This window comes from Streptomyces sp. NPDC031466 (genome assembly GCF_055581265.1).
The window spans coordinates 36,868-61,544 of record NZ_JBVIJT010000014.1 but is presented as its reverse complement, the minus strand read 5'-3'; the positions used below and the strand labels follow the sequence as shown (position 1 = coordinate 61,544).

Below are 24,677 nucleotides of genomic sequence, written 5' to 3'. Positions count from 1 at the left end.
GCATGACGTCGAGAATGAAGGGCACGCACCACACGCGGCGATGACATCGGGGGATGCCATGGGTGACTGGCTTGAGCCGGGTTCGGCGCTACACCGACTCACCGAGCGAATCGACGGCATCGAGACGGGACAAGGACGCCACGAGGGCAAGCTCGACAGCTTCAGGGACGGACTTCACAGCGTCGAAGAGGACGTTGTAAGGCTCAGCGACGAGGTCGACCATGTACGCCGGGAGATCTCAGGGCTGGAGAGCGCGGTCGCCGACACACGCCAGACCCTCGACACCTTCATCGAACAGTACGGACGCGACCGAGAAGTCTCCAATGCGCAGGCGGAGCTATCTCGCCTGACGACCGAGTGGTACGCGGCCTTCTCGCAGCGCAAACAAACTCGCGCACTGGCCCGTGGACTGGTACACACGCTCACCGCGCAGGCCGTCTACCGAAACGTGGTGAACACAGCCACCGTTCGGGCTAGCTCCGAGGAGCGGCTGCTCCTCGAACCTACGTACTGGCTCGCTCCCGCCACGATGGCGGTCGCGGCCAAGTTCCGCAACGAGGAGGAACAGGGAGAGCGTGCACGGGCCCACGCATGCGCCTTGGACGCCGCTAAGGCGAACCTCTTCTTCTCGTTGACATGTTCCCGTCTTGGCGACGAGAAGGAAGCCGCTGCATGGATGGACCTCTACCTCCAGTCACTCGATCCCAATGAGCTGGGCCAGGATTTCTTGGTCGTCTTGGAAGCGATCGCCGGCAAGGAACTGGGCGCGGAGGCACTTGGATATACCCAGCAGGCCATGGCGCGATGGAGCCGAGGCGACTCGGCCCTCTCAGCCGGCGGCTACGCATCACCCAAAGCAAGTGGTGGCACCGACCTGGAGTCTCGACTCCTGAATCTACGCAGCCGCCTTACCGAGAGTCGGTACAAAGCTCTCCGCGAGACATGCGGCACCCAGTGGGAGGCCCTTCAGGACGGCTGGGAACTCTCGACTGTGGTCGACAGGACGTTGGCTCACCTTGACGAGACGTTTCCAGATGGATTCGACGAGACCGACCCGGTCGACACATCGGTTAGAAGCGGCGTCCACGTCGAAAGCGCTCTGGAGCGTCTTATCGACCAACTCGAGCCGGACGAAGGGGCCATGCGCGAGCGGATGCGCCGCCTTGAACGCATCATCGAGTACGAAGGAGATCTTGAGGCAGCTGGCCAAGCGCACGATTCGTCACTTTCCGTTGACGCTGCGCCGGCCTCACTCATCACACTCCTCGATCAGGCTGTATTCGAACCAGACGAGGTACGACTCGGTCAGCCGGCTCGCCGCATGGCCTTGCATGCCATCTGGCCCGGCTTGGAGGAAGCCGCCCAGCGCTTCGTCATCACCTCCCGAGATCGCCTTCCGCGTCATGTCACGTTACGCGTTGGAGCCTGGTCCTACTCCGTGCCGACAGACCCGCGGCAGATGGTGGATCCGAACCGGCTTGTCAATGACCTCGCCTCGCGTATCGAGCGCCAAACTCAAGGCCAGTCGGACGCCGTGGTACGCAGATGGCCTCGACTGCTAGCCGCCCTGACAATGGGCACCCTCACCGGGGCACTGCTGACTCCATTCGTTGACGATGGGGCACGGTGGATTTTTCTTCTGCTCACGATCGGCATGTTCACTTGGGCAGGTTGGGAGATGTGGAGCGTGCCGCTCCGAAAAAGGCGTGTACGCGATCATGGAATGCGAGTGCGCCATGAAGCTGTCACGACGTTAGCCGACGCGCTACGCCAGTGTGAGGAATTCTTCGAGGATTGGCATGCTGCGCTGGACCGGCTGGATTTCCTCACCCAATGGGGCGAGACCCACAGGCAAGACTGACTGCAGAATACGATAATCCAGCCAGAGGACGGAAGGCATCCACGTGGACAGCAATAAGTTAATCGGTGGCCGTTATAGAAAAATGGGAGACAGGCCGGTCAGTGGCGCCATGGGTGATGTTTGGCCAGCCGAGGACATTAAACTGGTCCGCACTGTGGCCCTGAAATTTCTTGCGCGACAGCGCCTCCGCCATCAGGGCGCCCTCACGGAATTCACCGATTGGACGGTGAAAAGATTCGGACGAGAGGGGGTTGCCATGGCCCGGATCAGCCACCCTCACGTCGCACACATCTACGACACTGGAGAGCACGAGGGTGAGCTTTACATCGTCATGGAGTACATCCAGGGAAAATCACTAGCCACCCATTTGAAGGAGGGCCCCACCGTTACCCTTGAGCGAGCCGTGCGCTGGACACGCCAGATGTGCGAGGGCCTCCAGGCCGCGCACTTGCGCAAGGTACTACACCATGACATCAAACCCGACAACGTCATGATCACGAATACGAGTGAAGTTAAGATCGTGGACTTCGGGCTTGCATCCTTCGCCGATGCCACCCAATCTCACACAGGCGTGGGCACCGCGCTGTACAAAGCGCCAGAGAGGTGGAATGGCAAGCCTGGAAGTACACAGAGCGACCTGTACTCCGTAGGCTGCGTCCTATACGAAATGCTGGCTGGGCGCCCACCATTTGGTACTCCTCAGGACGATCCCATGACCGTTGGTAGGATGCACCAGGACAACTCACTGGCGCCACCAAGCGCCCACCGTCCAGGCATCCCCGAGGAACTCGACCTGATCGTCGAGATTCTCTTAGCCAAGGATCCTGGATATCGTCCGCGGAGCGCGGAGGCAGTCGCCGTGGCCATGAAAGATATCCAGCAGTCCCTAGGAACTGAAGAGGCGCCCGTCACAAACGGGGCAAAGGCGTCTGACGCCCAGCACAGCAATGCGTCCCATTCGGAGCGCCTGCAGGAATTTGATCGCCGCATCTTCGAGTCGGAACTCCGCTTCGGTCCGGGAAGTCAGGAAGCGTTAGCGGCACGCGTAGAACATGCGGAACTCACCGGCCAGTCAGGGGACGCGCGTGGAGCCGCAGCCTTGTACAACCGCCTCGGGCGCGACTGTCAGGAATTCTTCGGGCCGCATGACACACGAGTACTCAACGCCTTCGAAGGTGTGGCTCGCTGGATCGCGAGATCGGGCGCAAGTTGACCAGCTGACAACGGCGTTGAGGCCGAACCGGAGCCGACCCTCTCATCCGAGGGAGGACCACCACAGCACCGGGCTTCCTGCATCAGACGGATACATGAGCGTGCGCAGCTACATCCGCCGTAGGCCAGGTCCCAAAAAGGATAAAAGCCTAAGCGTCTGGGCCGTAGCCGGCCTGTGCGCGGGGGTGTAGCTCTGCGGGCAGGCCTTCGGGTTCGGCGACAACACCGCCGAACAACAGCCCGCGCCGAAGGCCGCCGTCTCCGCGCCAGCGGGCGGGCAGTGACGGCCCGACGTCGGCGAAGCATCCGGTGGCGACCGCGCAATACCGCAGACGTCCTGGGTGCGGCAGCCGTTGCCCTCGCGCTCGCGGTCGCCTGGCACAGGCCGCATCGCGCCTCCTCGCGAAGGCCGCCGAGAGCTGGCCACTGCTGGTCCTGATCGGTCTCGCCCTCGCCGTCGGCTTGAACTACCTGCGGATACGAAACTTCCGCCGGGTCCGCGCGGACAGCGAGAGGCTGGCTCGCCTGCGCATCACCTTGCCCGAGTTGGACGTGATGGACGACCAGCAGTTCGCGCTGCGCGACCTCCTCGTCCGCGACGGCTGGGCCGCTACGAAGGTAGGCCGGGGCAGAGACCAAGCCGCGGACGTGATCGGCATCCTGATACCCCTCGGACGGATCGTGGTGCAGGCGAAGCACACCCGCGTCGGCGGCAAGGTCGGCTCGTCGGTGATGTACGAGGTGAACGGCACCGCGGGGCCGCACAGGGCGGACCACGCGGTCGTCGTCACCAACGGCTCCTACAGGACGCATCAGGCGATGTGGCGGAAGAGACCGATCAAGTGGCGGAAGCCCACGTCCCGCCGAAGAAGCGCACCGGTCGCAAGCCCGCCGCCACCGACGACGAACTCCGCGCCATCGCCCGCACCACCCCGCTCGGACGCGATGGACGCGCGTCAAGCCGCCACATCGAGACGGCTGTCCGCGCCCGCGGCATCTCCATCGGCAGGGACCGCCGGGACGAGATCAACCGGCAGGTCCAGGCAGAACTCGACAGCGGCAGAGCGGACGCCGCGTGAGCCCCGTCCGAAGTCACGCTGCTCACCCGCGCATCCGTCGCGGGTCGAGCTGACGTTCGTACGCCCCATCCCCACAGCACCGAAGCCGTTCCAGCCCGACCAACAGGAGACACGCTCTTGCACGACGCCCCCGCAACCACGAGTCCCCACGACCACCAGCAGGCGGCCCCTACCCAAGCCCGAGACGGAGCAAGTTATCCATTTGGACACTCCACCATCGGCCAAGTGTCCAAAGGACTCACCGCCCCAGGGGGACGGAGCCTCGTCCGGCGCCGGGGGACGCCTGACGAGGAGGCCGCGACCGCGGGACGGACACAGCCGGGGGGAAGAGCAACAGTCTCCGGGCGAAGCCACGTACACCTCCGCTACCCCTCCAGAGCCCCGTATACGACGCCGTACCCACAAGCACGGCCAGCGCTCCAAAGTGTGCAGCGTCCGTGTGAACGACGACGAGCACGCGCTCGTCGCGACCGCCGCGAAGGCCGTCGGCGTCACCGTCGCCGGCTTCTTCGCCAAAGCCGCCCTCAGGGCGGCCCTCGACCCGCACACCAGCGCCGCGGCCATCGCCGGACGTCGTGAGACGGTCACCGAGCTGTTCTCTGCCCGCAGGCACCTCGGTCAGATCGGCCACAACCTGAACCAGCTGACCCGTGCCGTGCACTCCGGCGGCCAACCAACCGACACCCAAATCGACGCGTGCTCGTTGCGGTCCGCCGAGCATCCGCCCGCGTCCAGGACGCCACCGACCGACTTCTCGAAGACAGCTAGACCTGCCTCACCATGGTCCCCGAGATCCACCGTCTGGCGTGTTGTCCCAATGGGCGCGGTCGGTCCGCGTCAGCGCTCCAGGACGACGCCGAGGTGTTCTTGCACCGGCTCGAACAGGGGGTACGGGACGTACTCGGAGATGTCGGCGCGGGCCACCCGGGCAAGTTCAGCCAGCTCGTCGGTGTCCGCAACGTGCGCGTGGCCGCCAGCCACCTCGCAGGCGGTGTACGACATCAAGCGGCCGGTGTCAGGGTGAACCCGTTCCCCCAGCAGCTTCAGCGCCTTCACGGCGAGGCCGGTCTCCTCCAGCGTCTCGCGTACGGCGGCCTCCTCCCGGGCTTCGCCCGGCTCGACCGCACCGGCGGGGAACTGCCAGGAGAGCCGCCCCTCGCTGATCCGGGGCCGCACCATCAGAACGCGGCCCTCATGCACCACGACGGCCGCTGCGATGGCCGGGTCGCCCCTCAGCGTTCTGCTGCTCCACGTTGCTCCTCCAGATCGGGTGGGCTGGCTGCCCCGAAGGGCGATGCCGACACGTTCACTGCGACTCCGCCCTGGCATGGAGGAACGGGGCCAGCAGATAGACCGCTTCCTCCCACGGGAAGCGGTCGGCCCCGCCACCGGACTTCGGACGGTGGGGCTCATAGCTGCCGGTCAGCACGCCCATATCCCGGAGCTCGTCGATGCTGCGCCGGTAGGCCCGGTGGGCGGCGAGCGCGGTGTTCACGTAGGGCAGCAGGACCGTGGGGACGCCCATGCCGGGGGCTTCGCAGAGGATGCCGAGGGCCAGGTTGTCGGCGAAGCCCGCGGCCCACTTGTTGACCGTGTTGAATGTGGCCGGCGCGACCGCGATGGCGTCCGCCCGCGGGTACGTCCGTGCCTCGCCGGGCGAGCGCCAGGCGGACCGGACCGGGTACCCGGTCTGCTCTTCGATCGCCCGGGCATCGAGGAACTCGAGGCCCTGCGGAGTGGCGATGACCCCCGCCTCCCAGCCCCGTTCCTGCGCTGCGGTAATGAGTCTGCCGACGTCGCCAGCGATACCGGCGGCGCACACGATGACGTACAGGAAGGGCTTGGGCTGCGGCTCGGTCACGCGGGTACTCCCAGTCGGCGGCTGAAGTGGTGGAGCTCCGGCAGCGTACGTCGGCGGTCCCGTGCGGCCATGTCGGCGACCAGCTCCCGGACTGCGGGACGGCGTACGTCCTGGGCGGCGCAGGTCTCGGCGATCCGCAGGGCCTGGTAGCCGTCGGCCAGGCGACCCTGCTGGGCGTAGGCGCGGGCTGCCTCGATCCAGAGTGCGGCACGGCGCTCGGGGACCGGGATGTCGCGGTGCATGAGCGGGCGGGCCGCGTCGAGGGCAATGCCCGCGTCGCCGAAGGAAACCGCCGCGCTGATCCGGTGAAGGGTGACGTTCGTCGGGCTGAAGATGGCCCAGGCGTCCGGCCGGTCCAGGGCGACGTACCGGGCCACCTCCTCCGCTTCGGCGAGGAACTCCCCGGTGGCTGCACGGTCGTCTGCGCGGCTCGCGGCCGTGGCTCCGCGCAGCAGGAGCAGCCCGAGGACAGCGAGGTGGTGCGGGGAGCGGCGGTCGTACGAGCCAGTGAGCTGCGAAGCGGTGTGCCGGATCAGTGTGACGGCCTGAACCGCGTGCTTCTCGCGGACGAGGACGTGCGCATGGAGCCGGACACTGGCGGCGAGGACGAGGGGATCGCCGAAGCGTTCGGCCTCCGCCACGGCGCGGCCGACGGCCAGCCAGGCCGTTCCTGCATCCCCCTGCTTGAGGAAGAGACTGGCCGAGGTCTGGTAGGCCGTGGCGAGGAAGCGGGACACTTCCTCGGGCCTCGACGAGCTGCCGAGAGCATGGCGAAGGTCCGTGATCAGCCCAGGAAGCGTGCGCTCCAGCTCCGCGTAGTCGCACGTGGTCAGCAGCCTGCGGATGGCGGTGGCACGTAGGCGAAGCTGCTCCGTGGAGGCCGACTCTGTCGTCGGGGCGGCGAGCACGCCGGGCAGAAGGGCCTGGACCAGCGCAGGGTGCGCGGCGGGCACGGGTGCGGCCAGCGCGGTGACGCCGGCGGCGAGAAAGGTACGGCGGCGCATGTCGTCTGTCTCCGGATCGGGGGACTCGGCTTCCCGGGCGGCCTCAGCGAACCCGAGGTGGGCCGGCGGGATCCGCAGTACCCGGGCGACTTCGCGGAGGACCCGCATGTCGTCGGTTCCGCGTCCACCCTCCAGGCGGCTGATCTTCGACTGGTGATAACCCAGTTCGGCGGCCACGTCCGCTTGTGAGCGGCTCTGTAAGACCCTTGCCCGGCGGATCAGCACACCGATGCGGTGTGCCTCGCCCTGTGTGTCGGCCATCTGCGCCACGGCCCCTTCTGCCGAGACCGATCCTGCCTGCTCAACCGAGCCTATCGGTAGGGAAGTTGCCCGCCATGCAGGAGCTGCATGAACGATGCGCGACCTGCGTGCTCCGTCGCGGGCCGCCCCCTCGGCCCGCTTGCCTGGTGGAACCGCACCTATCCAGGAGGCCGCCCATGGAAGTGCACGAGGTCACCCTGCCGGTGACGGGTACACCGGAAGGCGCCGCCCGCGCGCGGCGCAGGCTGATGGACGAGGTCAATGGCTGGCGCCGGAGCGCGGTCACCGACGACCTACACGGAGCGGAGACGGTGGCGGGCGAGCTCCTGGCCAACGCCGTCCGGCACGGAGGCGTCGGGACCGCATCCATCACTGCTCGCCTGCGCGGCGACCGGCTGCGCTTCGAGGTCCGCGACCAGAGCTCGGCCGTCCCTCGGAAGCGCGCCGTCCGCCCGGACGCCGAGCACGGCAGAGGTCTGTTGATCATTGCCACCCTCGCCGACGAGCACGGCGTCGAACAGGGCTCCTCAGGCAAGTCCTGCTGGGCCGAGTTCGATCTCGCCGCCCGCCCGAACCACCCCACGGCCTCCGCCCTCCCCAATCCTCCCGACCAAAGGAGTTGATCGTGGCACTCAACCGCGCTTCGGCCTCGAACGCCGAAGTGATCGCCGTACGCCCTGGCAACGCGCTCACCGGCTCCGTCACCGTCGACGGCTCCAAAAATGCCGCCCTTCCCCTGCTGGCGACCGCGGCGGCCGTACGTCGGAACGTCCAGCTGGAGAACGTTCCGGCCAGCGCCGACGTCCAGGCGATGACGACCCTCCTCCAGGGGACCGGCTGGCACGTGGTGCAGGCGGTCGGGCGGCCGGGCACCCTGCTCGTCATGGCACCCGAGCGCCCGCCTGCCGTTCCCGACCTGAGCCGCGCCTCGACCATTCGGGCCTCGTACTACCTGGTGCCAGCCCTCCTCACCTTACGGGGCAGCGCCCGGCTTCCCTGGCCCGGCGGCTGCCGGGTCGGGCAGCGCGGGATGGAACTGCACTTCGAGGTGTACGAGGCGTTCGGGGACCACGTCACCGTCCAAGACGCCGGGTACGCGGTCGAGGCCAGCGGGCAGGGCAGCGACGGCACGGTCTCGCACGCGCTGCCCTTCCGGTCGCGCGGCGCGACGATCGGCGCCGTGCTGCGGGCGGTCGTCGCCGACCGGGCGTTGCGCCTGGGACGCCCGAACCTCTCGCCGGAGGTCCTGGCCGTGCTCGACGCGTTGCGCTCGGTGGGTTGGCAGGCCAAGGTGAATGACCGGGTCCTCGCCCTCGATCCGGCATCCACGCCCACCGACGAAATTCCGGCCTGGCTCGTGCCGGGCGACAAGATCGAGGCGGGAACGCTCGCCTGTGCCGTCGCCGCCACCGGCGGCAAGGCCCGGATCGACGGCATCCACGGCCGGGACCTCGTGCCGTTCCAGGCGACGCTCCAGCGGCTGGGCGTCCCCACCTCGGTCCGGGGCGAAACGCTCCTCGTCGACGGCAGCAACACCAGCCCGACGGGCCGGACGCTGCGGGCCATCGCCACCCTCGCTCCCGGGGGCCTGGACGCGGACTTCGAGCCGCCGCTGATAGCTCTGGCCCTGGGCCGGCCCGGCACCCACCTGTTCGCCGACTCGATCAACCCCGGCCGCCACGGCAACCTCCTGCCCCAGCTGGCGAGGCTCGGAGCCGACATCGAGGAGATCTCACCCACCGAGTGCCGCCTGACCGGTCCCCAGCGCCTCACCGGAGCCGGTGTCGAAGCGACGGACATCCGCACCGGCTCCGCCCTCATGGTGGCGGCCCTGACCGCCCGCGGGATCACGACCCTCGGCGGAGTCGCCCAGCTGCGCCGGGGCCACGCCGACCTGCCCGGCAAGCTCCTCCAGCTCGGCGCCGACATCTGCGAGGTCGCCCCATGACCGCGAGCCGAACGGTCCAACGGATCCTGGCCACCACGGACGTCCACTCCGCCCTCGGCGCCGGCGCTTCCTTCCTCGGCCACCTCCACGAGGCACGGTTGAACAGCCTGCTCGTGGACTGCGGCGACTTCTTCGAAGGCACCGGCTACTACCGACTCGGCCAGGGAGAGCTCGAACGGGACGTCCTGCTCGGCCTGTACGACGTCATCGTCCCCGGAAACCACGGCTGGGCGCACTACTTCGAGCCCGCCCTCCACAAGCGGACCGTCTGCGCGAACGCAGTCGACGACTCGACCGGCAACCCTCTGTTCCGGCGGCTGCACGTCGTGGAGATCGGAGGCCGACGTACAGCCGTCACCGGGGTGATCGGGCTCCAGGCGTTCGACTCGATCCCGGTCGCCCAACGGCTGGGACAGCGGGCCGTCGAGCCGGTGAAGGCCCTGCGCGAGCTGATGCTGGCGCACCACCACGAGGTCGGATCCTGGGTGCTCCTCAGCCACTCGGGCTTCGAGGAGGACCTCGGGCTCGCCGAGGCCTGTCCCTTCCTGGACGTGATCTTCTCGGGCCACTGCCACAGCGACCACACGGGCCCCACCCACATCGGCAGCACCCTCATCCTCAAGGGCCGCGAGCTCGGCATCGGCTACGCCGTTGCGACGTACACCCCCGGCCGCTGGGTCGGCCGGACCGCCCTCTTCTCCGACAGGGCGAACACCACCGCATCTGTCCTGCCGCCCGAGCTGGCCTCCGTACGGGACCGGATTACGGCACTCGACGCCCAGCTGACCGAGCCGCTGGGACGGATCGCGGAACCGTACCGGAACGAACAGCTCGATCGCCGGGCCCTGGCCCAAGAACTGGCCGACCGGCTCCGGAGCGGCCTCGGCAGGGACGCTGTCGTCCTGAACGAGACCGCCCTCCGGACCACGGTCCTGGGCGAAATCCTGACCACTGGCGATCTGCTGGCCATCGAGCCGTTCGCTAACTCCCTGGTCGAGGCCCGCATCCCACCGGCCCACCGCTACGACACCGAAGCCCTCCTCAGCCACCTCACTGAGCGGGGCGGAACGCTCGTCACCTCTCCCGACCCGCTTCCGGCTGGGCTGACGAACATGCTGACCACCGACTACCTGGCCGACAGCTGCCTGGGCGGCCGGACCCGCCCCGTCGGCCTGAGCCTGGGCTCGGCGATCCGGAGGACCCTCACGAACGGAGACAACCAATGATCCTGACCGGTCCCGAGATCATCTCCGCCTCGCGCGACGGGCGGCTGCGCATCGCCCCCTTCTCCTCGTCCCAGGTCAACCCGAACAGCTACAACGTCCGCCTCGGGCCCACCCTGCTGACCTACACGGACGACGTCCTCGACCCCCAGCACCCCAACCCAACCCACCGCGTCCAAGTCGGCGAGGACGGCCACACCCTGCAGCCGGGCGAGCTATACCTCGGACACACCATGGAGGAAGTGGGCTCGGACCGCTTCGTCCCGCTGCTCTTCGGTCGCTCCTCCGTGGGCCGGCTCGGACTCTTCGTCGAGATCACCGCGCCCATCGGTGACATCGGCTTCCACGGGCAGTGGACGCTGATGCTCACCCCCACCCGCCCCGTCCGCGTCTACGCCGGAATGAAGATCGGGCAGATCATGTTCTTCGTCTCCGAGGGCGCCATCGACCTGTACTCGGGCAAGTACCAGGCCTCCGCGGGGCCGCAGCCCTCCGCCTACTGGCGCGACCTCGACCCCTCGGCGGTGACGTCGTGATCCTGACCGGACCGGCCATCGCGGCCGCCCGCGACGCGGGCCACATCACCATCGACCCGTACGACCCTGACCGCCTCTCCCCCAACGCCTACGACTGGCGCCTCGGTAGCACCCTCCGCGTCTGCCAGGGCGTTTTGGACGCTGCCACCCCCACCGCCTTCCGCGAAGTCACCCTCCCCGCCGACGGTTTCGTCCTCGAACCCGCCAACCTCTACCTGGGCCACACCCTGGAGCGGACCGGATCCGAGACCTACGCCCAGCTACTCAACGGCGACCGGACCACCGGCTGCCTCGGCATCTGGGTCCACGTCTCCGCGCCCCTCGGCCACCAGGGCCACGCCATCCGCTGGACCCTGGAGATCAGGGCCACCCGCCCCGTGCGCGTCTGGCCCGGCATGACGTTCGGCAAGCTCGTCTTCCTCCGCACCCACGGCACGCCGGCCAGCTACCAGCGGCACGGCCTCAAGTACCGCACCAGCGAAGGCATCGAGACCTCGCGCCTCTATGAGGAGAACCCCGGAGGCCACGGGTGAACCGTCTCGTCGCCACCGCGCTCGACCTCACCTACCCGAGCCCCGGCGGGAGCGTCGAGCTCTTCCTCGACCTCTACACCGGCGAGCGGCCCGCCGTCCCCGCCCGCGCCTTCATGCTCGCCCCCGACGGGCCCCGCCCCCGGACGCCCGTCGGCCTCGACCTCCTCCACGCCACCGGGAAGTGCATCGGCGGCGACCGCTTCAACCGGTACGTCACCCACCTCCGTCACGCCCTCACGGCCGCCGTCGACCCGCAACAGATCAGCGTGCTGCACCTCCACCACCTGGCCTTCGGCGCCACCCCGGCTCTTTTGCGCGCCTTCCCCCGCCACCCCCGCATCGCGTTCGTCCACGGCACCGACCTCCTGTACGCCGAGAACCACAGCACCCAGCTCCGCGTCCTGCGCGAGGCGGCGAACGCAGCCGACGCGATCGTCGTCCCCACCAACGCCATGGCCGACCGGCTGCTCAAGCTCGCCCCCAAGACCGACAGGCACAAGATCGAGAAGATCCCGTGGGGCGTCCCCGACAAGCTCTTGACCGCTCCCCCGCCCCGACCCGCACGACGCCGCACCAGTCACCTGCGCGTCCTCTTCGCAGGCCGCGTCAGCTCCGAGAAGGGCCTCGAACCCCTCCTCCAAGCCGTCGCCGCTAGGCCCTCCATCGAACTGAGCGTCGCCGCACCCCGGTCCCAGTTCCAGGACCTCGTACCGGTCATCCGCCAGCACGGTGTTCACGTCCGCTACCTCGGCTGGTTCCGCCGGCAGCAGCTGTGGAAGGTCTTCGCCGACCACGATGTCCTGGCCGTACCCTCCACCACCCTGGAGGCCATGGGCCTCGTCGCCCTCGAAGCCCAGGCCTGCGGCCTCCCCGTCCTCTACCAACCCGTCCCCGGCCTCACCGAGGCGCTCGCCGGCACCGGCATGGCCACCGACTTCACCACCCCGGCCACTGCGGCCCACGACCTCAACCGCCTCCGCACCACACCGGGCCTGCTCGAACTGCTCCGCGCGGCCGGCCGCACCAACGCCGCCCGCTTCCCCCTCAGCGCCACCGCTTCGGCCATCACCGAACTCGGCCGACGGCTCACCTGACACCACCCGTGGCGCAGTCGGGCCGGCCCCGGACACGTCACTAGGCTGGCCAGCGGACCACCCGCGGCCGTACGACGATCGGGAGACCATGACCACGCCCTCCACCGCCCGTATCGAAGACCTCCTCCAGACCGGCGTGCGCGAGGAGGTCTACCCCGGCGCGGTGTGGGCGGTCGGGGACGCCGACGGCATCCGCGCGAGTGGAGCCGTCGGCCTCCTCGACCCCGACCGGTCCGACGAGCCCATGCGGCTGGACACCGTCTTCGACGTAGCCAGCCTCACCAAGATCCTCGCCGTCTGGTCCACGATCGGCACGCTCGCCGAAGAGGGCAAACTCGACCTCCACACCCCTCTGGGCACCTTCTGGGACGAGGTCGCCGGCCACCCCCTGGCCCGGGCCACGGCCCACCATCTCCTGACCCACACCGCGGGCCTGCCCTTGCGCGCCAACCTTAAGAACCTCTACGGCACCGACCCCCAGGACATCCGCGACGGCGTCCTCCATGAAGCCCTCCACTGCCCACCGGGCGAGGCCGTCGAGTACACAGACCGGGCTGCCCTGATCCTCGGCTACCTCGCCGAACACCTCTCGGGCCAGCCCCTGGACCGGCTCGCCACCGACCGCGTCTGGCACCCCCTGGGCATGACGCACACCCGCTTCGGCCCTCTCGCCGCCGCCGAGGGGGCCCGCTGCGCCCCCACCGAGTACGACGAGACCACCGGCACCCACCTCAAGGGCACCGTCCACGACTTCTCCGCCCGCCTCCTCGGCGGCGTCTGTGGCATCGCCGGCACCTTCTCCGTCCTCGACGACCTCGCCGTCTTCCTCCGCCACATGCTCGCCCCCGCCCAGGCCGCCTTCGGCCCAACCTGGATCAAGGACTCCCTCTGCCTCCAGACAGGCGCCCTCACCCCCGCCCGCGGCCTCTTCTGGCATCCCGCCCCCGGCACCGACCCGGCCGAGGACGTCTGGGTCCACTACGGCTTCACCGGCACGGGCATGTGGCTCAGCCCCACCCAGGGCCGCTGGGCCGTCCTCCTCACCAACAAGCTGCGCTACAACCGCGACGGCGAACCCCTGACGCAGATCCGCAACGCCTTCCGTCTCGCCGCATTCACGATGGCTGTTCCGAGGCTCCGAGCCTGACTGCAACGGCGTGCGCATGGACGGCAGGTCGAGCAGTCCCGCCATAAGGCCGCAAGCTCCACGGCTCTCACCTGAGCGGCCATTGGGACGCAAAGCGGCTCGAGCGCGTTACCGCATCCGACCGGCCAGCAGTTGTGCGCAGCTTCCTTCTCCTGGGCGACCCACGCTGCAGTCAGCTATCGGGGAAACACCGGCTCGGAGGCCATAGGAAGGTCCTGCTGCGGCACCAGGTAGCCGATCGCCATCCACGTGGTGTCGCCGCTGAGTGTGCAGGGCCTACGCAGGCGTCAGCTCGCCGAGGGCCTCTTGTAGGGATTCGCTCCTGAGAGTGGTGGCCGCAACCAGCTTCTGCAGGTCCTCGCCGGTCAAGTACCTGTAGCTCTGAGGCGGATGGAACGGGCCGGAGGCCTTGAGAGCCGCAAGAGGAACCGGCACCTCGAAGGTAACCGGCTCCTCCAGTGAGAGCCCACTGGCCCGGTTCGCTCCGCTCATGTAGTCGTCGTACTCGCGACGGCTGATGCCGGTGCTCCTGCGACTGGCGGTCCAGACCTCACGCGGGCTGGCCACCTGCACCGAGGCGATCTTCGCCATGCCGACGATGGCCATGGTCGGCGCGGTCGCGTAGAGGAGTACGGGCGTCCCGGGAGGAGCAGCGACGCGTTGACGGCGTACCTCCACCGTCTTGGTGCCGGCCAGGATCGCCGACGCGAACCTCGGGTGGACGGACAACAGCATCGCGCGCTCCGGACCGCTCACGTCTTTCGGTGCCCCTCTTCGTAGACGGCCTGGAACAGGGCGTTGTCGATCTTCGACAGCGACATCAGCGACAACCCTAGCCCCAGCCCGTTCGCCAGCGCGGCCAATCGCGAATGCGTCACCTGTACGGGAAACAGCTCCGTGTCCGAGAACCTCAGGGCCATGACCCGGCCCGACGCATCGGCTGCCGCACGCACTTCGGAGCGACCATATACGCCCAGGTGTTCGAATCGCGAGAAGAGGGCATCGGGGTCGCCGATGACCACCTCATCGAGCCGCGAGCAACCGATCACCATCTTGCCCTGCTGGCCCGCGGACCCCTCGCTGACGTACCAAAGGATCCGAGCCGGGACGCTCTCCCCCCGATGGCCGGCTGACCGGTAGTACACGTGCTCGCGACTGATGCCGAGTACGTCGTCGCGCGGTACGAGCATGGCCGGAACGTCGAACAGCTCTGTGGACCAGCGCGGCTTGACGGGTGCGATGAAGGACGGCAGGGCCGAGTCGACCAGCTTCGCCGGCCACCACACCCTCTCGGCGATGCTCGCGATCTCCGCTGGCGCATGGGCGTCCAGGACAGGCGTCATGGCGCCGACCCGCCCCGCGATCTGCCTGGCGGCCCTGGAGACCGCCTCCGTCGACCCGCACACGTCTACGAGGAACGCGGTGAAGCCGTTCTCGTCCTCGATGAAGCCGTCGGGGCCGGCAGCGGCCACAGCCGCCCTCGAGGTGCCGGCGTCGGTGATCCGCACGACCTGGGCGCCCCGGTCCCGCCCGAGCCTCTTCAGAATGAAGAGCAACTGGCGGGCGAGCGTCTCTTCCAACGCGTGCAATGCGGTCCTCAGGAGCGGAACGTTCAGGGTCCGGCCGTCGAGCGCCCACGCGTAGAGGGCGACCGGGCGCCCTTCCCCGTCCCGGAGGAGTTCCCTGCACCACAACACGCCGTCCTGGGCAAGGCTGGTCAACCGCTCAGCCAAGCCGACTCCACCGTCACCACCGGCCTGGTCGAAGAAGGCGACGAGGCCTTCTTCGCTTCCGGGCTCGACCTCGGCGACGGAGAAGGCCGTTCCCATGAGGTCGGCGGGGCGGTACATCTGAGCCTGGCGGAGTTCGTCCACATGGAGCGTCACGGCCTCGGGCGACACCACCCTGACGCGCGCCACCTCCCAGGCGATGTCGGCCAGCGCCGCCAGGTCGGAATCTCGGGTCACCAGTACCTGCAGACCGGCGCAAGACGTCTCGGCCACGTAGCGCAGCCGCGCGCGCAGACCAGCATCGATCACGACACCGGTCCCTTCCTTGCCCACCGCTGCGGTCAACTCCTGTTGGCGGCTGGCCACCGCACTGGTGTCGGGCGCCAGGGAGCGGAGCCTGGACAGGCCGGCACGTTGGTGGTTCCGCTCCTCCCGGTCCTCCACCGCTTGGACATGAAGGAGGAGCTGTGGCGTGTAGGCGAGCTCGACCAGGTCTGCGAGCCATCCGGCCTCGAGGGCCCTCGACTCCTCGACCGCGCGATCTGCCCCCGTGCCTCGAAGCCCGGAGAAGACCGTGTGGTCTACGGTCACGACCAACAAGGCGTCGCTCTGCGCTTCGGTGAACAAGTCGTCGTGACCGTGGTCGAGCCACCAGGTGTCGAGGGTCTCCTTGTCACTACCCCGCCCGAGGCCCTCGCCCTTCGGTACGAAGCCCAGGCCGCTCCAGGTGTCGCTGAGCCCGTAGTCACGGCGGCACCTGGCCCTGATCCCGAGCCGGTGGCTTTGGCTGCGTCGCAGTTCTGCGATCAGGAGCCTCGCGATCCCCTTGCCCCGGTGCTCCTCCGGCACGCAAAGGTGCACGAGGCGAACGTGCTGGCTACGCTTGGGCAGTCCGAAGAGCGCGTAACCGACCAGCTCACCGTGGTCCAATGCAACGAGCAAACCACCGTCGTCGGCGTACTTCCGATAGGCGGGCGGCGTGAGCAGACCGAGCCGCTTCGTGTAGCGGTTGCCCAGGGCGATGGCCGCGCCGAGCATCTCCGACTGCTCTCCGGTCACCGGCAGCACTTCGATCACCGTGTTCCCCCTTCACTTCCGTGAGTACCGGATCGATCACTCCCAGCGCATAGTGTCGAACCATGAGGAAGCGGGCCACCGTTTGGTCAAATTCAGCTGCATTGGCTCGAAATGACAGACCGAGAGCAGCGGTGCTGCGGTCGCCACCCCGACCATGCACGGGAGCGCAGCCTGCAGGGTTACCGAATGAATGCTGAGCAGTTGTCCGGAGGTGGAGACCGAGGAACGTCGTAGGGATGTGCCGACGCCGCGGGACGCCAACGTCCGGAAGGTGATGGTTGCCCAACGCAAGCGGGACACGGTGCCGGAGCTCGCGCTGCGGCGTGCCCTTCATGCGTTGGGCTTCCGCTACCGCGTGGACCTACCGATCCCGGGAAAGCCACGTCGGCGTGCTGACGTCACCTTCACACGCTGGCGCACCGCGGTGTTCGTCCAGGGCTGCTTCTGGCACGCTTGCCCGACGCACCAGCACACTCCGAAGCACAACTCGGAATGGTGGCGCCGGAAGTTCGAAACCAACGTCCGCCGGGACGAGGAGACCGACGCGCACCTCGCGCTGCTGGGGTGGCTGTCGCTCCGCATCTGGGAGCACGAGAGCGTGGACGGCGCCGTTCGACGCGTGACGGCAGCCCTCGCCACTCGGGGCCATCCCCTCGCCCTGCGGCTGGACGCCCAGCACCTCGACACGTGACTCCGGGTTGGAACGCACCGCCACGGTCGACGGTGGCGTTACCCCTGTCAGGACGGCGGAACTCCCATTGAGGACCCCGGTGCGTCTGCCGCTGACGGGTGCACGTACCTGCCCTCGCTGAACGGGGTGAACCAGGTCCGAACGACATGGGCACCACCCCGAGGGTGGAGCCGACCGCACTCTCATCGGTGCCGTCCATCGAATCGTCGTACAGCCGCTCGTGGTCCATGTCCTCATAATCGTTGTCGGCGAAGGCCGCGGGGGTAGCCATAACGCCTTTGCCAAAGAGTCCGAACAACTCCAGGCGCGTGCTTGCTTGACGCGGCAGCAGTCTCAGGGCCAGCTCTTCGGGGATGCAACTCAGTTGCCCGGGGTTCCCGGCTGTGAAGCGGATGGTCATGACGATCACTGTGGCCAAGAAACGGCAGGCGAATCGGCTGTCGTACTGGAGAACGTACCGTTCGGGGGTCCTCCAGGTGCCACTGCGGGGCCGTCTCACTCCCGACGGCGCTCTCCTCCCCTTCCACGGTGGGCACGTCATCGAGCACTCGTCGATTAGGACGTCGGTGGCATCGATCTGCCGGCCTTCGACAACGGCATCGCGCAGATCGTCCGGCGGTCGGAGATAGAGTCGACGCCCCGGGTGAAACAGATCGAGGAGCGGCATGTGAACGAGAACTCGTCAGCACGCTCGGACGCGGGTGGTAGCGCCGGAGCTGGCGGATTTGACTTCCAGGACCGCGTCGCTGCATGGTTCGCCGTCGCCATCCTCGCCAGCGAGGCCGCAGCACCGGTGCAGGGCCTGTGGACCGGCGCGGTCGAGCAGGTCGCGTGCGAGACAGGCGAACCTGTCGACGACTGCAGGGTACACACCACGGATGGCGTCACCCTGGCGCTCCAAGCTAAACGATCAATCACCTTGGGCACTGCGGAATCCAGTGAACTAGCCAAGACCGTAAAACAGTTCGTCGCTCAGCACCTGCTACCTGAGCACGATGATGACCGGCTTGTCCTCGTGACGACCTCAGAGGCTTCCGGGGCAGTCAGGAATGACCTTGAACAGGTTCTGCAGCGACTGAGGAACAGCCCGGTCGGATCCGACATCGCCGCGCTCCAGCTCAACGCAAAACAGGTGACCGCGTACAAGACGTTCACTGCTCATGCGGCAAGCGAGTGGGATCAGCAGCGCGACACAGCGCCTTCTGCTTCTGAGCTTGAAGGCTTCCTGAGGCAGTGCTACGTGGACCTGCGAGTACAACTCCTTCTGGCCGACTCCATCGCCCTCCAGATCTACGTGGCCACCAAGCCAGGTGACTCCGGTGATGGCCAGCACGCAGAGGAGCAGGTCAAACTCGTCGACGAAGCCACGCCACTGATGCACCTGCTCATGGCGGTCCCCGTCGCAAAGGTCACCCACCACCTCGTCCAAATCTACGAGCACGTCCTGGACCAACGCCCTCAGCAGGGCCTCATCGGCGTACGGGACATCCTCACCACCACAGCAACCCAAAGTGGCTACACGGCAGATGCCCTCGCCGTCAGCACCTGCGTCAAGTTCGCGGAACGCATCCTCGCCGACCACCGGGCCATCCTGAGGATCCCTGAAAACCTGACTGCCCTCCGCGAAATCTGCGACGTTTTCATCGAGGCCGGATGGCCCCAAGCCCACCAACTGGTCTTCGGCATTGAACAAGCATTCCGCTGAATCAACCGCCATGGCTGCACTCACCGCCATACCAAGACAGCTGCTACTCGGGCTTGGTCCGGTTGCCATCGGGGGTGCGGGTCGCGATCTACCACCGAGCGAAGAGACGACATGCCCTGCCCTCTGCCACTGCCTTGCATTGCCTGTGACGGCAGGCGGCTCGAGCAGCGGCGGTCCTCCTTCAAACGCAGGCTCCGTTTGGGAGAATCTGGGGAGAACCGACCGCATCAATCAGGGAGCCCTGATCACGATCTCGACGCGGGCGAGGGATCGGGGCCCTTCCTCAGTCGTGTCCGCCTTGGGAGGCCGCTGGAGCATATGGGCCCACCAGCCGGTGGGGTGATCTTCGGGGCATCGTGCTCCTTGCCGCATGACGGTTCAGGACGTGCGGGTGCGGTCGTTCCACTGTCGGTGACGGCGGCCGTGCGGGCCGCTTGGATAGGTGCCGTGGTGACGCTGCCCAGGAGGGGGGCCCTGCCCCGCGGCGACGTGGTCTCCGTCTCGACGGCGCGCGGTTCCGGAACCGGACGCGTTTTAATGGACGTCCATGCGACCGATGATCTGGTTACAGATAGGGCTTCGGTGGGGGCAAGATGCATGATCTGATCTACTTGTCGGAACAGAAACTCAACGCGTGCCTCCTGGGAGGCACCGACCCCCGCTTCCCGCTCCTCAACGGTTCGCTCCAGGCGCCGATAGGACCCTTGACAGCCCAAATCAGCCTCGGAATTTCAGCGTCCAGTACGCAAGTCACCGAAACCGGCCTGGAGCGTGCTGTTGACCGCCTCGTCAAGCACCACGCTCCAAGCAGCCTGGACCTACCAAACCTGCGTCCGAACCAGTGGGTTCATCTCGATCTCGATCTGGCGCTCAGAACAGTGCACGAGGACAGCGGGACGGTTCCGGACGACGTGGTGCTGTTCGTGGGATCCTTCCCCTCGGCAGGTCCCGCAGCTGCCGACAATGGCGTGCTGCTGTGTGGATCGGTTCAGCATTTGCGCGTTCAGGCCGAATCTGCCGGGCGAATGGGTTCGGACACCTCGTGGCTGCACGAGATGATCGGTGAGATCGCGCGACGCGACGCACAGGGCATCGGCGTGATTCCCGAGTTCCTGACCGAGATTGTGCCCAACCGGCGGCCGGTCGACAGCATCGAGGCAGCCGCCTACGGCGTATACGCGTGGATGAGTCGCGAGTATCCGCCGCCCCGCCGGAACCGGATGCGTGGATACGCGAAGATCCTTATGGATGCAGGCCCGCCGCAGTTCGCCCACCGCCTGCTGGTCGCGACGCCCTTGTTCGTTGAGAACACCCCTCAGCGCCCCCCACGTCGGGGTTGGTGGCGGCGACAGGCCGCCGGGAGTCGAACCTTGTCGCCGTAGGACCCCTATAGGACTCCTAGGTCGCGACGAGCCTGGTCTCGAACCTCGCCCAAGATGCCGTGCATGTCGTTGACCGACTCCCACAGCCTTACTCGGACATCCTGCAGTTCCTCGCAGTCGCCACTGTGTGTCAGGGCACCTGTCGCTCGGTTAGTGAATCGCGCTGATGCGCCGGCGAACTTCCGAGTCAACGCCCGCACCTCACTACTCCAGTAGAGCTGCGCGCCGCTCGCGTACTCGGGCACGCCCAGCGCCTCCCAAGGCCACCGCCGTACGATCAACTCAGCTTTCGTGCGGATTGCTGTATCTGTCGCGTGGGCTCCTGCCCATACTTCGTCGATGGTCCGGTCCAGGTCATGCAACCAGCGACCCAGCGCTTCGTAGGCTCCTTCCACCCGCTCTTGGACGTAGCGCTCGCGTTCCACCTCCCTCTGCGCTTGGAGCTGCTGATCCGCGAAGCGCAAGTGAGCATCAACCTGATTGCGCATCACTTCAAGATCGCGATAGCGCCGCCGGATCGTATCGGCCGCCCCCAGTCGGTAGCCCAAATACACCAGGAAGGCCGCTGTAAGCAGCCCGATCAGCGCTTGGTTCGTCATAGGCGACATGGTCAAGAACCCACCCGTCTCTCCGCAAGACGCAACGGTTGCCGACGGCAACGGGAAGCCCAAGGGCACAGCGTGGACGTGGCCGCCTGAGGCGGCAGCCGTGCCTGGCCTTGCCGAACCATCGCCCCCCTCCGAAGGAGGAGTGCCGACTGATCACACGTGCACGATTGGAACGGAAACACTGGCGAAATTCCTGATGCCTGCATCCCCCGAATCACCTGTCATCGTGGTGATCGACGACGCGGGACGTCCCTACCAAGTGCGATGCGAGGCGTCTTCTGGAGAGCGTGGTACAGCACGGCTTCCAGGAAGGTACGGCCCTGGTCGTGGCCCTCCGTGAAGACGAGCTCCCGGTCGGCCTCGGCTGGCTTGGAGAAACCATGAACGTACATCGTGGCCTTCTGCTGTCCCCACAGGAGCGGAGCGCAGGCAATGTGATCGGCGTCAGAATCGGAGACTCCGTCATTGGCCGGCCCATCGCCCCCGGGCCGGGGCTGGCTGCACCTCGGGGACGGCGAGCTAACGGCTGTGGCCGTGCCAGGGTGACGCTGCGCCTTGGCCCACTCGGATGCACGTTCTCGGTAACCGAGCAGCCGCACCCAACCTCGAACACCCTCCATGCAAACAGCGGCCACCTGCTCTGCCCAGCTACCCCCACGTCGCCTAGCCTGTCATGGCGGGCAGATCGCGGTCCCGACCAGCGGCGATCCTCCCTCAGACACAGCCTCCGCTGGGGAGAATCTGGGGATAATGAAGCCCCATTGGGGAGCGGCTGGGGAGGGTCGGTCGTACAAACGGGCAGTACCGCGAAAGGGCCGGAAAGGCCGATCGTCGCAGGTCGGGGCACCGGCGCAGACGGTTTCCGCAGGTCAGCCCCGTGAGGGTGACGACTTCAAGAAGATCTCCTCGTGGGCGGCCATCCTCTTCGCCCCGACACTGGTCGGCACCATCTACGGCATGAACTTCGACCACATGCCGGAGCTTCACTGGGCGGCCGGCTACCCGTTCGCGGTGCTGCTGATGGCGGTGGTGTGCACGAGCCTGTACGTGATCTTCAAGCGGCGCGACTGGCTGTAACGAGCACACCTCCAGACACTGATCAACTTCGCCGCGCCAGGAACGGCTCACGCGCGCGAGGCCCCGTCGCGATGGCACAGAGGCTCAGGAGCCGCTGCCTGTCCCCGGGAAGTGCAGGTACAACGCCTCGAGGCCGATGTTCGCGCGCACCAGCCTGGCCCGGTGTTCGGTGCCCTCGGCGATCGCGTACTCCGGGATCCGGCAGTGCCACTCCTCGAAGAGGATCTGCATCTCCAGCCGCGCCAGATGCGCGCCCAGACAGCGGTGCACGCCGACGCCGAACGCGGTGTGCACGTTCTCCGGGCGGTGGAAGTCGAGGTCGTGGGGGTTCGGCCAGGTTGCCTCGTCCCGGTTGGCCGTCGTCAGGTGGGCGTTGACCAGGGTCCCGGCCGGCACCGGGCAGCCCGCCACCTCGACGTCCTCGGTGGTGACGCGGGGCAGGAACGGCGCGGGCGGGTCCAGGCGCAGCAGTTCCTCCACCGCCGCCGGCACGAGGGAGGGGTCGGCGACCAGTTCCTTGCGCCGCTCGGGAGCGGTGGCCAGGCGCTCCATGGCCATGCTCAGCGCGTCGGTGACGGTCTCCAGACCGGCCATGATGAGCATCACGCACAGACCCATGGCCTCCGCGTCGGACAGCCGGTCGTCGCCGTCAATGGCCAGGATCTCGCTGAGGATGTCGTCACCGGGCCGCGCGCGGCGGGTCTGGATCAGCTCCATCAGGTAACCGGCCGTGGCCACGGTCCGCTCCGTCGCCGTCACCCGCTCCTCGTCGGTGAGGGGGACCTCCCCCGCGGCGTCGGCGGTGAGCGCGAGGGCCGCCGTTTTGCAGGCGATGAACTGCTCGCGCTCCTCCAGGGGCAGACCCAGCAGGGTCAGCAGCGCCTGTGCCGGGAAGGGGTCGGCGACGTCCGCGACGAACTCGCAGCCACCGCGGGCCTTGACGCCCTCGATGAGGTCGACGGCCTGGGCCCGCAGCGACTCCTCCAGCGGCCGGATGCGGCGCGGGCTGAAGAACGGCTGCAGGATGCGGCGGTAGCGGGTCTGCTCGGGCGGGTCATAGCCCAGCGGGACGAGCGGGAAGCCGCTCTCCACACCGTCGAACACCATCTTGGCCGAGAACCGGTTCGGCTCCCTGAGCATCTCCTTGACGCCGGCGAGGCCGGTCACCGCGAGGCCGTCCGCCATGGGCGCGACCTCTCCCTTCTCGGCGAGGATCCGCCAGGCGTCGTCACGCCGCTCGGCCACCGGGAGGTCCTTCACCCGGCATACGGTGCCGGGGTCGACGCTGGTCATGGTCACTGATTCCTTTCGGTACGCACCTGTGGTCTGCTCGCTCACACACTGATCGGCATCCGGGCCGCCCCGCGCAGGCTGAGCAGGCCGTTCCACTCGACCTCGCCGTTCAGGGCCAGGCCGGGGAAGCGCTCCACCAGGCCGCCGATCGCCACCCGGCCCTCGATGCGGGCCAGCGCAGCGCCGAGGCAGTGGTGGATGCCGGCGCCGAGGGAGAGCTGTTTGCGGGCGTTCTCGCGGTCCAGGCGCAGCTCCTCCGCGTCAGCTCCGAAGAACTCCTCGTCGCGGTTGGCGCCGGCCAGGTTGGCGAGGATGAACGAGCCCGGCGGGATCTCGAACCCGCCGACGTGGTACGGCTCCAGGTTGATCCGGCGGCTGTTGTGCACCGGGGCGTCGTACCGCAGCATCTCCTCGACGGCGTTCTCGATCAGCTCCGGCTTGGCGCGCAGCAGTTCGAGCTGATCGGGGTTGCGCAGCAGGGCCAGCGTGCCGCCGGAGATGAGGTTCACGGTGGTCTCGTGGCCCGCGACGTAGAGCATGGTGACCTGGGCGACGAGTTCGTCGTGGCTGAGCACGTCACCGTCGTCCTCGACCGCGATGAGCTGGCTGAGCAGGTCGTCGCCGGGGTTGTCGCGCTTCCAGGCGACGGCCTCGCCGACCAGGTCGAACAGCTCGGCGTCGGCCGACTCGACGGCCCTCATGATCTCGGGGTCCGTGGTCGGTTCGACGGAGCGCATCAGTACGTTGGTGAGGTACCGCATGCGCTTCGTGTCGGTGGGCGGCATCCCGAGCATCCGGGATATCACGGTGAACGGCAGCGGGAACGCGAGCGCTTCGACCAGGTCACCGCCGCCGGCCGCGGCGATGCCGTCGAGCGCCTCGTCGACCAGGGCCTTGATCTGCGGCTCCATGGCGTAGATGGCGCGCGGCGTGAACGCCTTGGAGACCAGCTTGCGCAGCCGGGTGTGGTCCGGCGCGTCCCGGTCGAGCAGAGCGAGGCCCTTCAGGCGCGGCTCGTCCGTGACGCCCGCGTTCGTGTACGCGTCGCGGAACGGGCCGGGGGCGACGTGGCGCTGCTCGACGGAGAGACCGGAGCGCAGCAGCGCGTCCACGTCCGCGTAGCGCGACAGCATCCAGAAGCCGCCGGGGTGTTCGTGCACCGGGACCTCTCGGCGCAGCTCCGCGTAGTGCGGGTAGGGGTCGGCCATGAATTCCGGCGTGAACGGGTTGAAGATCAGGGGCTCGCTGTGCGGCACCGTGCTCATGGTGAACTCCTCTGCCGAGCGCGCAGGCGTCAGCATGTGTGTAGCGGTGAAAAAAGGGTTGTGCTGGTCGAGAGGTCCAGCGCGCGGGGG

The 24,677-nt window shown here is 67.8% G+C and carries 21 protein-coding genes and 3 pseudogenes; 16 read left to right on the top strand and 8 right to left on the bottom strand.

The window, feature by feature from the left end; translation table 11 throughout:
• Positions 1-58: 58 nt before the first annotated feature.
• The 5 genes and pseudogenes from ACZ5GP_RS30470 to ACZ5GP_RS30450 form a co-directional block, all read left to right on the top strand.
• Positions 59-1,861: a hypothetical protein gene (locus ACZ5GP_RS30470; protein ID WP_468753916.1), complete on the top strand. Its 1,803-nt coding sequence runs from the start codon at positions 59-61 to the stop codon at positions 1,859-1,861.
• A gap of 43 nt (positions 1,862-1,904) precedes the next feature.
• Entirely contained in the window at positions 1,905-3,074 is a 1,170-nt protein-coding gene (locus ACZ5GP_RS30465) for a serine/threonine-protein kinase (protein ID WP_468753915.1), read from the top strand.
• A 554-nt stretch (positions 3,075-3,628) separates the two neighbouring features.
• Positions 3,629-3,820: pseudogene (locus ACZ5GP_RS30460) on the top strand (restriction endonuclease); the annotation flags it as partial.
• Positions 3,821-3,915: 95 nt separating this feature from the next.
• A complete protein-coding gene (locus tag ACZ5GP_RS30455; protein ID WP_468754037.1) occupies positions 3,916-4,152 on the top strand; it encodes a hypothetical protein in 237 nt (78 codons plus the stop codon).
• Between the two features lie 424 nt (positions 4,153-4,576).
• Positions 4,577-4,747: pseudogene (locus ACZ5GP_RS30450) on the top strand (type II toxin -antitoxin system TacA 1-like antitoxin); the annotation flags it as partial.
• A 242-nt stretch (positions 4,748-4,989) separates the two neighbouring features.
• Here ACZ5GP_RS30450 and ACZ5GP_RS30445 read toward each other — a convergent pair.
• From ACZ5GP_RS30445 to ACZ5GP_RS30435, 3 genes are all read right to left on the bottom strand, one after another.
• Positions 4,990-5,331 (bottom strand): NUDIX hydrolase, encoded by a 342-nt coding sequence (locus ACZ5GP_RS30445; RefSeq protein WP_468753914.1) that lies wholly within the window; start codon positions 5,329-5,331, stop codon positions 4,990-4,992.
• Between the two features lie 127 nt (positions 5,332-5,458).
• Positions 5,459-6,013, bottom strand: coding sequence for a flavoprotein (locus tag ACZ5GP_RS30440; RefSeq protein ID WP_468753913.1), 555 nt, complete (start codon positions 6,011-6,013; stop codon positions 5,459-5,461).
• Positions 6,010-7,278 carry a helix-turn-helix domain-containing protein gene (locus ACZ5GP_RS30435; protein ID WP_468753912.1) on the bottom strand — a complete coding sequence of 423 codons (1,269 nt, stop codon included), beginning with the start codon at positions 7,276-7,278 and terminating at the stop codon, positions 6,010-6,012. The genes ACZ5GP_RS30440 and ACZ5GP_RS30435 overlap by 4 nt, the downstream gene beginning before the upstream one ends.
• A 176-nt stretch (positions 7,279-7,454) precedes the next feature.
• Here ACZ5GP_RS30435 and ACZ5GP_RS30430 point away from each other — a divergent pair, with 176 nt between their 5' ends.
• From ACZ5GP_RS30430 to ACZ5GP_RS30400, 7 genes are all read left to right on the top strand, one after another.
• Positions 7,455-7,901, top strand: a complete 447-nt coding sequence (locus ACZ5GP_RS30430; protein ID WP_468753911.1) for an ATP-binding protein — start codon at positions 7,455-7,457, stop codon at positions 7,899-7,901.
• Between the two features lie 38 nt (positions 7,902-7,939).
• Entirely contained in the window at positions 7,940-9,226 is a 1,287-nt protein-coding gene (locus tag ACZ5GP_RS30425) for a UDP-N-acetylglucosamine 1-carboxyvinyltransferase (protein WP_468754028.1), read from the top strand.
• The gene (locus ACZ5GP_RS30420; protein WP_468753910.1) at positions 9,223-10,452 is read left to right on the top strand and encodes a metallophosphoesterase; all 1,230 of its coding nucleotides are present in this window, start codon (positions 9,223-9,225) and stop codon (positions 10,450-10,452) included. Before ACZ5GP_RS30425 ends, ACZ5GP_RS30420 begins: the two co-directional genes overlap by 4 nt.
• Positions 10,449-10,985 (top strand): dCTP deaminase, encoded by a 537-nt coding sequence (gene dcd / locus ACZ5GP_RS30415; protein WP_468753909.1) that lies wholly within the window; start codon positions 10,449-10,451, stop codon positions 10,983-10,985. The genes ACZ5GP_RS30420 and dcd overlap by 4 nt, the downstream gene beginning before the upstream one ends.
• Positions 10,982-11,518 (top strand): dCTP deaminase, encoded by a 537-nt coding sequence (locus tag ACZ5GP_RS30410; RefSeq protein WP_468753908.1) that lies wholly within the window; start codon positions 10,982-10,984, stop codon positions 11,516-11,518. Before dcd ends, ACZ5GP_RS30410 begins: the two co-directional genes overlap by 4 nt.
• Positions 11,515-12,612 (top strand): glycosyltransferase family 4 protein, encoded by a 1,098-nt coding sequence (locus ACZ5GP_RS30405; protein ID WP_468753907.1) that lies wholly within the window; start codon positions 11,515-11,517, stop codon positions 12,610-12,612. Before ACZ5GP_RS30410 ends, ACZ5GP_RS30405 begins: the two co-directional genes overlap by 4 nt.
• Before the next feature lie 88 nt (positions 12,613-12,700).
• Complete coding sequence (locus ACZ5GP_RS30400; protein WP_468753906.1) at positions 12,701-13,759, top strand: serine hydrolase domain-containing protein; 1,059 nt, start codon at positions 12,701-12,703, stop codon at positions 13,757-13,759.
• Between the two features lie 276 nt (positions 13,760-14,035).
• Here ACZ5GP_RS30400 and ACZ5GP_RS30395 read toward each other — a convergent pair whose 3' ends face one another.
• Together ACZ5GP_RS30395 and ACZ5GP_RS30390 are read right to left on the bottom strand one after the other, a co-directional pair.
• The gene (locus tag ACZ5GP_RS30395; protein ID WP_468753905.1) at positions 14,036-14,515 is read right to left on the bottom strand and encodes an ASCH domain-containing protein; all 480 of its coding nucleotides are present in this window, start codon (positions 14,513-14,515) and stop codon (positions 14,036-14,038) included.
• Positions 14,512-16,566, bottom strand: coding sequence for a GNAT family N-acetyltransferase (locus ACZ5GP_RS30390; RefSeq protein WP_468753904.1), 2,055 nt, complete (start codon positions 16,564-16,566; stop codon positions 14,512-14,514). The genes ACZ5GP_RS30395 and ACZ5GP_RS30390 overlap by 4 nt, the downstream gene beginning before the upstream one ends.
• Positions 16,567-16,777: 211 nt before the next feature.
• Between ACZ5GP_RS30390 and ACZ5GP_RS30385 the strand changes: the two genes are divergently transcribed.
• The 3 genes from ACZ5GP_RS30385 (at position 16,778) to ACZ5GP_RS30375 (ending at position 20,344) form a co-directional block, all read left to right on the top strand.
• A complete protein-coding gene (locus ACZ5GP_RS30385; RefSeq protein WP_468753903.1) occupies positions 16,778-17,257 on the top strand; it encodes a very short patch repair endonuclease in 480 nt (159 codons plus the stop codon).
• A 667-nt stretch (positions 17,258-17,924) separates the two neighbouring features.
• On the top strand, positions 17,925-18,962 hold the full coding sequence (locus ACZ5GP_RS30380; protein ID WP_468753902.1) for a hypothetical protein: 1,038 nt from the start codon (positions 17,925-17,927) through the stop codon (positions 18,960-18,962).
• A gap of 593 nt (positions 18,963-19,555) precedes the next feature.
• Positions 19,556-20,344, top strand: coding sequence for an SAVMC3_10250 family protein (locus tag ACZ5GP_RS30375; RefSeq protein WP_468753901.1), 789 nt, complete (start codon positions 19,556-19,558; stop codon positions 20,342-20,344).
• A 5-nt stretch (positions 20,345-20,349) separates the two neighbouring features.
• Here ACZ5GP_RS30375 and ACZ5GP_RS30370 read toward each other — a convergent pair whose 3' ends face one another.
• Positions 20,350-20,943: a hypothetical protein gene (locus tag ACZ5GP_RS30370; protein ID WP_468753900.1), complete on the bottom strand. Its 594-nt coding sequence runs from the start codon at positions 20,941-20,943 to the stop codon at positions 20,350-20,352.
• Between the two features lie 900 nt (positions 20,944-21,843).
• Here ACZ5GP_RS30370 and ACZ5GP_RS30365 point away from each other — a divergent pair.
• Positions 21,844-22,029 (top strand): annotated as a pseudogene (locus tag ACZ5GP_RS30365) (CorA family divalent cation transporter); the annotation flags it as partial.
• An 84-nt stretch (positions 22,030-22,113) separates the two neighbouring features.
• On the opposite strand, the gene ACZ5GP_RS30360 reads toward ACZ5GP_RS30365, so the two are convergent.
• Positions 22,114-23,322, bottom strand: a complete 1,209-nt coding sequence (locus ACZ5GP_RS30360) for a cytochrome P450 (protein ID WP_468753899.1) — start codon at positions 23,320-23,322, stop codon at positions 22,114-22,116.
• 41 nt (positions 23,323-23,363) lie between these two features.
• Complete coding sequence (locus ACZ5GP_RS30355) at positions 23,364-24,587, bottom strand: cytochrome P450 (RefSeq protein ID WP_361087068.1); 1,224 nt, start codon at positions 24,585-24,587, stop codon at positions 23,364-23,366.
• Positions 24,588-24,677 lie beyond the last annotated feature (90 nt).